This is a genomic window from Streptomyces rectiviolaceus, from assembly GCF_039533825.1.
Lineage (GTDB): Bacteria > Actinomycetota > Actinomycetes > Streptomycetales > Streptomycetaceae > Streptomyces > Streptomyces rectiviolaceus.
In genome coordinates this window covers 25246-36139 of record NZ_BAAAUG010000124.1, presented here as the reverse complement: position 1 = coordinate 36139, position 10894 = coordinate 25246, and the positions used below count along the sequence as shown (strand labels likewise).

7 protein-coding genes are annotated in these 10894 nt (G+C 73.0%); 6 read left to right on the top strand and 1 reads right to left on the bottom strand.

Annotated features, from left to right (window positions below; all coding sequences use genetic code 11):
• The first annotated feature begins 65 nt into the window (after positions 1-65).
• The 6 genes from ABD378_RS30820 to ABD378_RS30795 all read left to right on the top strand — a co-directional run bounded on the left by ABD378_RS30820 (position 66) and on the right by ABD378_RS30795 (position 9383).
• On the top strand, positions 66-887 hold the full coding sequence (locus tag ABD378_RS30820; RefSeq protein ID WP_344526135.1) for a serine hydrolase: 822 nt from the start codon (positions 66-68) through the stop codon (positions 885-887).
• Positions 888-1024: 137 nt separating this feature from the next.
• The gene (locus tag ABD378_RS30815) at positions 1025-2719 is read left to right on the top strand and encodes a lytic transglycosylase domain-containing protein (protein WP_344526133.1); all 1695 of its coding nucleotides are present in this window, start codon (positions 1025-1027) and stop codon (positions 2717-2719) included.
• A 220-nt stretch (positions 2720-2939) separates the two neighbouring features.
• Positions 2940-3074 (top strand): SPW_0924 family protein, encoded by a 135-nt coding sequence (locus ABD378_RS30810; RefSeq protein WP_016639761.1) that lies wholly within the window; start codon positions 2940-2942, stop codon positions 3072-3074.
• A 37-nt stretch (positions 3075-3111) separates the two neighbouring features.
• A complete protein-coding gene (pgfA, locus tag ABD378_RS30805; protein WP_344526129.1) occupies positions 3112-4104 on the top strand; it encodes a cell envelope lipid trafficking protein PgfA in 993 nt (330 codons plus the stop codon).
• 48 nt (positions 4105-4152) lie between these two features.
• Positions 4153-5049, top strand: coding sequence for a hypothetical protein (locus ABD378_RS30800; RefSeq protein ID WP_344526127.1), 897 nt, complete (start codon positions 4153-4155; stop codon positions 5047-5049).
• Complete coding sequence (locus tag ABD378_RS30795) at positions 5046-9383, top strand: NACHT domain-containing protein (RefSeq protein WP_344526125.1); 4338 nt, start codon at positions 5046-5048, stop codon at positions 9381-9383. The genes ABD378_RS30800 and ABD378_RS30795 overlap by 4 nt, the downstream gene beginning before the upstream one ends.
• On the opposite strand, the gene ABD378_RS30790 is transcribed toward ABD378_RS30795, so the two are convergent.
• Positions 9352-10894: ATP-dependent helicase C-terminal domain-containing protein (locus tag ABD378_RS30790; protein ID WP_344526123.1), on the bottom strand; the 1543-nt coding region annotated here is incomplete at its 5' end. The genes ABD378_RS30795 and ABD378_RS30790 overlap by 32 nt on opposite strands.

Sequence of the window (10894 nt, the reverse complement as noted above, 5' to 3'; positions counted from 1 at the left end):
CCCGCCCTCACCCACGTGGCCCCCGCCCCCGCGCCCCGCAAAGACGCCCCCGCCACGATGACCGCATGGCCCTTCACCTGCGAAAGTGCCGAATACCGATAGCCGCGGCACTGGTCACCCCCCTCTTCACTCCCCTCCCCGCGACGGCCGCCAGGGCAAGCACGGCGCAACGCGCCGCCTCCTGCACGGCCCGCAGCGACCCCGCCCTCGCCACCCGGCTCTCCCGCGACATCCGCGCCGCCCTGGCCGCCCGGCGAGGCACCGTCTCCGTGGCCGTCCACGACCCCGCCACAGGCCTCAGCTGCGCCCTCGGCAGCAGCCACCGCTACGACACCGCGAGCGCCGCCAAGGTCGTGATCATGGAGGCCGCCCTGCGCCGTGCGCGGGACTGGGGCCGCGGACTCACCGCCTGGGAGCGCCGCAGGATACGCCCCATGATCATCCGCTCGGACAACACCGTGGCCGACCGGCTCCGCCTCCTCGGCGCCCTCACCGCAGCCAGGGTCCGCGCCCTGCTGAGCCCGCGCTCACGCGCGTACGGCCTGAAGCAGCTGAACGAGGTGCGGCGCGATCAGCGCTGGGGCGTGCCCGCCGGAATGCCGCGCGGCTCCAAGGCTCACATCAAGAACGGCTGGCTGCCCTGGTCCACGCACGGCCGGCGGGTGTACAGCATCGGCGTGTTCACCGGGCCCGGCCGGGCCCGTGCCTACCGTGTCGTCGTCCTCTCGCACGACAGCCCCACGATGAGGTACGGAGTCCGTACCATCGAACGCGTCGCCCAGGCCGTGCACCGCGCGCTCAACAAGGGCCGCACCGCAGGGCAGGGGCTGCCCGACGGATCGGTCCCGCCCGAGGCCCCGCCCGAACAGGACGCGGCCAACCGGTGAAAATCGGGCACGAACGGGTGCCTGGGCGCCGGAAGTTGTCGTAGTGTCGCCTGAGTCGGCCCGCTGGGGAGCACAACGGGGAGCAGTGCAGAGCGGGCGGCGACACGCACAGTCGTCAAGGGGAGGGGTTCAAGGTCATGGCGGCGGTATTCGGCAGGCGGTTGCGCAGGGGAGCGGTGACCACCGCGGTGGCCGCGGCGGCGGTGGCGGCGCTCGCGGCGTCCCAGGCCCCGGGCGTGACGGACGTCCCTCGCGACGAGCGGGCGGGGGCTTCCGGCGCCACGCCGCCACCCGAGGACTCGGCGACCGGCAACTCCCCCTACTACACCGACCTGCCGCCCCTGAAAACCCCGGTCCCGCCGACCGGGGCGCCCAACGGCGGCGACGACGAGACCGAGGCGGGACTCCCGGCCACCGTCCTCGACGCGTACAAGAAGGCCGAGGCGTCCCTCGCCACCTCCAAGCCCGGCTGCAAGCTCCCCTGGGAGCTGCTCGCCGCGATAGGCAAGGTCGAGTCGGGCCAGGCCCGCGGCGGTCGCGTGGACGCGAACGGCACGACGCTCGCACCGATCCTCGGCCCGGTCCTCAACGGCAACGGCTTCGCGAAGATCACCGACACCGACGGCGGCGCGTACGACGGCGACAAGACGCATGACCGCGCGGTCGGCCCCATGCAGTTCATCCCCTCGACGTGGGACACCTGGGCGCAGGACGGCAACGCGGACGGCAAGAAGGACCCGAACAACATCTACGACGCCGCGCTCGCCGCGGGACGTTATCTCTGCGCGAACGACCGCGATCTGTCCGTCGACGCCGATCTGCACAAGGCGATCCTCAGCTACAACCACTCGACGGACTACCTGAACACGGTCCTGTCGTGGCTGGAGTACTACCGCGAGGGCACCCACGAGGTCCCCGACGGCACGGGAGTCCTGCCGAACGACCGCAGCGACGGCAACGGCCCGAGCGCGAGCCCGAGTCCGACGCCTCCGGCGTCCGGTTCGCCCTCGCCGAAGCCGTCCGATCCATCCAAGCCGTCCACGCCGTCCAAGCCGGGCAACGGCGGCGGCAGCGGCAGCCCGTCCACCCCGCCGTCGAACGGCGGCGGCTCCGAGAGCCCGAGCCCCAGCCCCTCGCCCACCGACCGGGTCGCGAGCCTGGAGGACGCCGGCACCGGCAAGCTCTCCGCGACGGCGGGCGACGCCTTCGCCGAGCGCGTCGAGGTGCGCACGGAGTCCGCGTCGGGCTCGGCCGTGGCCAAGGCCAAGGTGCGGTTCGCGATCGTCGGTGACACCGACGCGCGCTTCCCGGGCGGCGCCACCAGCGTGACCGTCACCACGAGCGCCGCGGGCAAGGCCACCGCTCCGGTGCTCAAGGCGGGCGAGAAGACAGGTGAGTTCACGGTCAGGGCCACGGTCGTCGGCCGCTCGCTGCCCGGCCTCGACTACACCGCGACGGTCACCGCGCGCCAGGCCGACACCCTGGCAAGGACCAGCGACAAGGCGCTGACCTGCGCGCCGGGCGGGGAGTTCGCCGACCAGGTGGAGGTCAAGGCCACGTACAAGGGAGAGGCCGCCGACCGCGTCGCGGCCACCGCCACCATGATCAAGTCGGCGTCCGACGCCACGGCCAATGACAAGGGCCCGTACTTCAAGGACGCGGACGGCAAGCCGGTCCGCACCCTCAAGGCCCTGAAGACGGACGCGAACGGTGTGCTCAAGCTCCCCAAGATGTACGCCGACGACGCGGCGGGCACGTACCTGCTGCGCGTCACCACCGTGGGCGGCGCGACGCTCACGGTCGAACTGAAGGTGGCGGCGCCCGCGGCCTAGCCGCACGCACGCACCTCCGCACGTCCCGCACGTCCCGCACACAGACGAACGCCCCTGCGCCCGCCCGGCGCAGGGGCGTTCGTCTGTGTGCAACGTGTTCTCATCTGGCCGCCGCGTTGCTACGGTGCCCCAGCCCTGAACCCCTGACACCCTGTCAGTTCATGGTCTGTGTCACCTGTTTCGTCCGTGTCATCAGCTTCCCCGCCTCGGGAGGATCCGCATGCGCGCTCTCATCGCCGCCGCGACCGGTCTTGCCGTCGCCCTTGCCCTGGTCCTGACGATCACGGCGATCGGGGCCCCGCCCGGCGAGACATCGCCCGAGCCGCTGCTCACCACCGTCCCCAAGCACCCATGACCGTCAACCGCCCGTCTCCGTAGGGAGGGCCGCCGCGATGCGCCGCAAGGCCAGCCTGATCCTGCTCGCCTTCGCCGTGTTCTTCACGGCGATGTCCCCGCTCATGCGCTGGTACGCCTTCCCGCGCCTCGCCAAGATCCCGCCGAGTCAGTACCAGGAGGCGGTTCTCGAGGCGAAGAACCCGACCCTCATCGACTACGGCTCCATGAAGGCCAAGAAGGTCGACAAGGTCACCATCGTGCAGACGCTCAAGGGCAACGTGGAGGCGTCCGAGAAGATCGAGAAGACTGCGGACCGCGACGTCGTCGTCTGGGACGCCCTGTCGTACGTCCAGGACGCCGACGGCAAGATGGTCTCCAAGGTCCCCGAGCGCTACATCTTCGACGCGCACAGCCAGGAACCGGTGCACGCGAAGGGCGAGATGGTCGACGGTGAAGAGGTCAAGCGCGAGGGCATCGAGTTCAAGTGGCCCTTCCTGACCGAGAAGCGGGACTACGAGTACTTCGACGCCCAGGCCCGCGTCACCAAGCCCATCCACTACAAGGGCACGCAGACGTTCCGCGGCGTGGATGTCTACTACTTCGAGCAGACCATCCCCTGGACCAAGGTGCCCTTCCCCAAGACCATGCCCGTCAAGGGCATCACCCCAAAGTCCCTCGCCAAGACGGGCACCACGCGCTGGTACACCACGGTCCGCAAGTTCTGGGTCGACCCGACCACCGGGGCTCCGGTCTACGGCGAGGAGATCCAGAAGAACGAGCTGCGCGGCGGCACGCTCCTCGGCGGACGCGACAAGGTCACGGTCTTCGAGGGCCACGTGAAGATGCGCGAGGACTACATCCGGAGCACGGTCGACCTGGTCAAGTCCCAGCGCGTCCTGGTCCTCCTCCTGACGTCCTATCTCCCCTGGGGCTTCCTGGGCCTCGGCCTGCTCCTGCTGGCCCTCTCCCTCTGGCTGGAGGCCCGCAGCCGCAGGCCCGGCGACCCGGAGGCCACGGCGGCTCCCGAGCCGGAGCCGGTCAACGCCTGACCCAGGCACCCGAGTTGTACGATCGGACGCCTACTCGGGTGGAGGGGCATGGCCGTCGTCGCCGTCGTACATGGCATCGGAAAGCAGTACCTGGGCGCGCACTCGCTGCACGCGGGAGTCGCCGCGGCCCTGCTCGACGGCGTGCGCCTCGCCGGGGGCCCGCGGCTGGTTCCGGACGATGTCGAAGTCGCCTTCTACGGCGACTGCTTCCGACCCCAAGGCGCCGCCCCCGCCAAGGGGGACGCGGTCCTCACGGCCGAGGACCTCACCGATCCCGACGACATCGCGCTGCTCCTCGCCTGGTGGGCGAGGGCCGCCCTCCTCGAACCTGATCGCGTGCCGCCCCCGCAGACGCCGGGACCCGCCAAGGCCGCCACGCCGCACCTCGTGCAGCGGGGCCTGCGCGCCCTCGCCAGGAGCCGCTTCTTCGCCCGCGCCGGCGACCGCTTCCTGATCGGCGTACTGAGCCAAGTGCGCCGGTACCTCACGGAGACGGGCCAGGGCGGCGTCCGGGCCCGCGCGCAGGAAGCGGTCGCGGCGGCCGTCGGCGCCGACACGCGTGTCCTGGTCGGCCACTCCCTGGGATCCGTCATCGCGTACGAAGCTCTCTGCGCCCACCCCGAGTGGCCCGTGCGCACCCTGGTCACCATCGGCTCCCCGCTGGGCATCCCGCACCTCGTCTTCGACCGGCTGCGCCCGCGGCCGGTGGCGGGGCGGGGGCACTGGCCCGGCGCGGTCGACCGGTGGACGAACCTCTGCGACCGCCGTGACGTCGTCGCCCTGATCAAGGAACTGGCACCGCTCTTCCCCGACGGAGGGCGGCGCGTGCACGACGTGCTCGTCCACAACGGCTGGCAGGCGCACGCCGTCGAGCGCCACCTCACCGCGGCCGAGACGGGAGCGGCCGTCGCCGCCGGGATCCCCGCGCCGGAGAGCGGTCGGTGAAGATCCGCAGACTCGTCGTGGCCTGCGGCTCGTCCACCTACGACCACCACGAGCGACTCGCCTCGGTCCCGGCCGACCTGGACATCGTGTCCGACCTGTTCCAGCGGCTCGGCTACGACGCGGGCCCCCGGCTCCAAGACACCACCACCGACGCCCTGCGCCGGGGCCTGTCCCACTGGGCCGCGGCCGAGGACCGCTGCGACGACGCCCTCGTCCTCTACTACAGCGGCCACGGAGAGCGCGACCACAACCGCCACTACGTACTGTGCCGCGACAGCGTCTCCGGCCAGCTCGGCGGCACGGCCCTTGCGACCGAGGAAGTCGTCCGGATCGTCACCGAAGGCGGCATCGAGCGCCTGCTGCTGATCGTCGACACCTGTTACGCGGGCCAGGGCGGCGTCGACGCCGCCCGATCCGTCGCCGAGGACCTGGGCGCCGCCCTCACGGGCACCCGGGCCGCCGACGAGAGCCGCCTCACGGCGTTCTCGGTCATCGCCGCCGCCCGCACCCATGAGGCCGCCGTGGACGGCGTGTTCGCCCGTGCGCTGCGCGACGCCGTCGACGACCCCACGCTCGGCGGACAACGCCAGCGCAAGCTGTATCTGGAAGAGGTCGTCGACCGCGTCAACGAATCCCTGGCTGCGAACGGCCCGTTCCAGCACGCGTCCTGGGGCACCCTGCCGAGCGGTGAAGGCTTTGCCTTCATCCCCAACCCGCGCTACGCACCCGAGGTACCCGACGGCATCGACCTCGCCGAACAGCGCACCTGGTACAGCCCCGAAGGGCGGCGCCGCCGCGAGGAGCTCCTCAGCCACTTCGATCCGCGCGGCCGCGGCGCGGACGCCCTCAGCGGCCGGGGCAGCTACTTCACCGGCCGGACCAAGGCCCTCGCCGAGCTCGCCCGGTGGCTCGCCGCGCCACCGGCCGAACCGGGGCGGTGCGTGGTGGTGACGGGCGGCGCCGGCGTCGGAAAGTCCGCCCTCGTCGGCCGCCTGGTCCTCGACGCACGGCGGGACGGCACATCGCTGACCGCGATCCACGCGCGCCACAAGCTCCTTGAGGAGATCACCTCAGGCATCGCGGACGCCGCCGGAATGGCCGCGGGCACCCCGGCAGCCACCGACCCCGAACGCCTGGTCGCCGTCTTGTCCGCCCGCTCGGACCCGCTGCACGTCGTCGTCGACTCGCTCGACGAAGCGGGCACCGCGGGCGCCGACTCCGAACCCGAGCGCATCGCCGCTCAACTGCTGCGGCCCCTCGCCGACGTGCCGTGCGTGCGCCTGCTCATCGGCACCCGTCCGCGCGCCGTCCCCGCGCTCGGCACCGCGTTCGCCCGCCTCGACCTCGACGAGCCGCGGTGGACGGAGCCCGGCGACCTCCAGGCGTACGCCGCCCAACTGCTGCTCGCCCCCGACGGCCCCGGCAGCACCGGCCCCTACACCGGCACGAGCGCGCCGATGGTCGCGGCGGCCGTCGAGGACCGGGCCCACGGCAACTACCTGGTGACCCGGCTCGTCGCCCGGTCGCTCGCCCACCGGGCCGCCCCGCTCGACACCACGGCGCCCGGCTGGCAGGCCCAACTCCCCGCGCCCGCCGTCGATCCCCTGTCCCCGACCGCACCGGCATCGGGCCCCGCCTTCCGCTGGGCGCTGCGCCAGCAGTTCCACGACCAGGAGAGCCGCGGCCGCGCCCTGCTCACCGCACTCGCGCTCGCCGAAGGCGCGGGCCTGCCCGCCGGGGAGATCTGGCGCGCCGCTGCCTCCGCCCTGACCGGCGACGCCGTCGGGCCGCGGGACCTGCGGTGGCTCCTGCGGACCGGCGGGTCCCACATCGTGGAGGACGTGGACGCCACCGGGCGCTCGGTCTACCGCCTCTACCACGAGTCCTTCGTCGACGAACTGCGTACGGAGGTCACCCAGGCGACGCTGCGGCAGATCGCCGAGGCCCTCGTCCGCCTCGTGCCCCTCACCGCCGACGGCTCCGGACCCGACTGGCCTGCCGCCGACCCCTACCTGCGCGAGCACCTGCCCACCCACGCCGCGGCGGGCGGTCTCCTCGACGCGCTGGCGGCCGACCCGCTGTTCCTCGTCACGATGGCACCGACCGTGCTGCGCCGCGCGCTCGCCGGGGTGCACACACCGCGTGCGCTCGCGGTGCGGAGCACCTTCGAACGCATCGCGCCCCTCCTCGCCACGGAAGCCGACCCGGCCGCCCGCGCCGCCCTGCTGCGACTCACCGCGCTCGAGGCGGGCGACGGGGAACTCGCCGACGCCGCGCTGCGCCGAGGCCCACGGCCGCCCTGGCTGGTCGAGTGGGCCTATGTGCCGAGCCCGCCGTACGCCCATCGGTCGGTCGGCGGGCTCCGCCAGGGCACGAGCGACCTGGCGCTGCTCGACTGCGACGGACGCCACTCCTTGGTGACGCTCGAAGGAGGGCAGCGCCTCATGGTCTGGGACGTGGAGACCTCCGAACTCCTCGGGGAGCTGCCGGAGTTGCCCGGTGAGCCGCAATGGGGGCGGTCGGTCTCTCATCTGGCGGTCTGCCCCGGCGGCGGTGGCAGGTGGCTCCTGGTGGGCGTCTCCGATGGCCCCGAGGGGCACATCCAGCTCTGGGACGTGGGGCGGCGGGCTCCCTTGGGCCGAGCCGTGCGGGCCTCCGTGAACGCCCTGGCCCTGCTGGAACTGGACGGCCGCCCGGTGGCCGGTGTGCTCACCGGCGAGGGCGAGGTCCTGCTCGTGGACATGGCCGACGGCGCGGAGCTGTGCAGGCTCGGTTCCGGTGCGACCGGGCGGTGGCAATGGGACAGCCGCCTGGCCATGGGGGCGCACCGAGGCGAGGTGGTCGTCGCGGTCATGAGCCGTGACGGCATGATGCCCATGGAGGAGACCATCGAGGTGGAGAGGTGGAGGCTGTCTCCCGAGAACGGCTGGGGCACCACCGAGCACCGCACTTGGCACCTCCGCGGCACCTTCGAGAGAGACCTGGTGGTGCACGAGGGCCAGGCCGTAGCCGCCACGCTCGATTCGGATCTCGCGCACCGCGGGGAACCGGTGGACGCGCTCGTGCACCACGGCGACGGATGCCAGGAATGGACACGCAAGGGCACGGTGGGAATGCTCGGCGAGGAGCGCCTGGTGCGGACGGGGCGTGGTCTGGTGCGGCTGGCAGTCGACCTCGGCGGCGCCGAAGCCGTGGCTCCGACAGGGCGAAGCGTCGCGGTCCTGCACGCCGACCTCGGTTCGATGCCCCGGTTCGCCACGCTGGTCACAGGACCCGACGAGGTTCTTCTCGCCACCGCAGAGTCCGCGCAGCCCGCGGTGTCGCTCTGGTCGCTCCGCACGGATGCCGCACACGCCGGGGGCACGAAACCCCGTAGGTTCTCCGCCCTGTTCGACACGACCCTGAGCATGGGGCGCGTGGCGGGCCGGGACGTCCTGGCGCTCGGGGACGGCAGGGCCGTGCGGTGCCTGGACCCGGCGACCGGCCGCCTCTTGGCGTGGCAGCCCAAGAGACGCAGCGACCTCGTCACCGGCAGCGTCGGGCTGCCGTTGGTGGTGCGGGGGAACCGGGTGCGAAGCGCCGCGTACCGGCGTGTGCGCCTGGTCGGTTCGCCGCGGCGCCACCTGTTGCTGAGGGACTGCCCGCCCGGCGCGTCGAGCTGGGTCGAGCCCGTGGTCCAGGACGGTCACAAGGGTGTGCTCGCCGTGTTCGGACAGCACGTGATCGTCTGGTCGACGCAGGGCCGCAGACTGTGCGAAACGACGTTGGCCGGGAAGCCGCATGTCCTGACCCAGAGGACCGTGGCCGGCCGGCTCTACCTCGCGTACTTCGCGTACGAGCACGGCCTCAGCGTGATCGACATGTCCGCGGGCACCACTGTCTTCCATCGTCGCGACGGCTACACCGCGTCCGGCGTGAGCCCGGGCATGCCGTTCTTCTGGAGGCCGGGCGGCATCGCCCTGGACGACTGGGGCGGAGAACCGGTCGTCGGACACCTCACGCACCACAGCGGGATCAAGGTGTACGGCGTCCGCGACGGAACGGAGCGGTGGTCCTGGACCTGGCCGGAAGAGTGGGGCCACCACGGGCGGTTCAAGGAGATCTACCTGCACCGCGTGGCCGACCGCCGGGTGGTCCTCACGGTCGGCTTCGACGACGCGCTCACCGTCCTCGACATCGGCGGTGACCGGGTGGCCGCCCGGATCGCCATGGGGGCACAGATCCAGTGCGTGACCCCGCTGCCCGATGGCGGGGTCGCCGTCGTCACGGCAACAGGCCTCTACAGCCTGCGCTTTCCCGCGCTCATGAGCGCCCCTTCAACCGGGCGTTCGTGAACCGGGTGGGCACCGCGGCCGCCGGATCCTCCGGCCACGGATGCTTCGGATACCGCCCGCGCAGCTCGGCCCGCACGGCCCGGTAGCCGTCCCGCCAGAAGGACGCGAGATCGGCGGTGACCGCGGCGGGGCGTCCTGCGGGGGAGAGCAGATGCACGAGGACGGGCACGCTGCCGTCCGCGACGCGAGGAGTATCGGCGAGCCCGAACATCTCCTGCAGCTTCACGGCGAGCACGGGCTGTTCGGGGTCGGAGTAGTCGATCCGGATTCTGGACCCGCTGGGCACGGCCACCCGCTCCGGGGCGAGCGCGTCGAGGCGGGTGGCTTCGCCGGTCGCCCACGGCAGCAGCCGGTTGAGCGCCTGCCCCGCGTCGATGCGCCGCAGATCGGCCCGGCGCCGTGCCTTCGAAAGCTCGGGCTCCAACCACTCGTCCACGCGCGCGTGCAGGGCGCTTTCGGACACGTCGGGCCAGGGCGCCCCGAGGCGCCGGTGCAGAAAGGCGAGCCGCTCCCGCAGCTCCCGCGCGCCCTGGGACCAGTTCAGCAGGGAGGTCCCTTCCTCCCCGAGCCCCGCAAGCAGCCCTTCTCGTACGAGTCCGGGGGCGGGCTTCTTGAGGGGCCGCACCGCCAGCTCCACGGCTCCCAGCCGCTCGACGTGGCGCGCCACGAGATCCCCGTCGGCCCAGGCGACCTCGTCCCCCTCGCTGTACAGGGGCGCGGCCGCGCTCCGGGCGACGTCCCCGTCGATGTGGCCGCCGAGCAGCACGCGCGCGTGCCCGGAGCCCACCGGCCGGTCGGCCACGGCCACGGTGATCCACTCCGCGCCGGTGAGCGCGGACCCGCGCCGCACCTCGGCGCGGGTCCCGTTCACCATGAGATACGTCCCGTCTGCTCGCCCATGGGCAACTCGCTCGGGGTACGCGAGGGCGGCGACGAGCCCGGCGACGTGCTCGTCGCCCCTGCTGTTCGCATCGGATCCGGGGTTCCGGGCGGGCGACTCCCCCGCGGCAGCGGTCAGGCGCCGTACCTCCGTGCGCCACCGCGCCGCGTACCCGTCCCCGCCCTGCCGGGCAGCACGCCAGGCCGCGGCGATGTCGTCCCCGTACTCACGCGGCGGTTCCTCGCTCAGGAGGGCCACCACCTCAGCCGCACGGCGCGCCCCCACGAGGGGGACCGCGTCCAGCAGGGCCCGCGCCAAGCGTGGGTGCAGTCCGACCCGCGCCATCCGCGTGCCCCGCTCCGTGACCCGTCCCGACTCCGGGGACACCGCCCCGACCGCCGTCAGAACGGCACGCGCCGCCGCCATCGCGCCACCCGGCGGGGGATCGAGCAGGGCGAGACCAGAGGCGTCCGGGTCCCCCCAGCAAGCCGCCTGCAGGGCGAAAGCGGCAAGGTCCGCCAGCTTGATCTCTGGCGCCGGAAAGCGCGGCAGGCGGGCGTCCTCCGCCTCCGCCCAGCACCGGTACACGGCCCCCGGCGCCTCACGCCCCGCACGGCCGGCCCGCTGCCGG

Bases quoted from the DNA above. Each gene is read 5' to 3' on its own strand.
- ABD378_RS30820 (WP_344526135.1), top strand. From the start codon at position 66: ATGGCCCTTCACCTGCGAAAGTGCCGAATACCGATAGCCGCGGCACTG.
- ABD378_RS30815 (WP_344526133.1), top strand. From the start codon at position 1,025: ATGGCGGCGGTATTCGGCAGGCGGTTGCGCAGGGGAGCGGTGACCACC.
- ABD378_RS30810 (WP_016639761.1), top strand. From the start codon at position 2,940: ATGCGCGCTCTCATCGCCGCCGCGACCGGTCTTGCCGTCGCCCTTGCC.
- pgfA (WP_344526129.1), top strand. From the start codon at position 3,112: ATGCGCCGCAAGGCCAGCCTGATCCTGCTCGCCTTCGCCGTGTTCTTC.
- ABD378_RS30800 (WP_344526127.1), top strand. From the start codon at position 4,153: ATGGCCGTCGTCGCCGTCGTACATGGCATCGGAAAGCAGTACCTGGGC.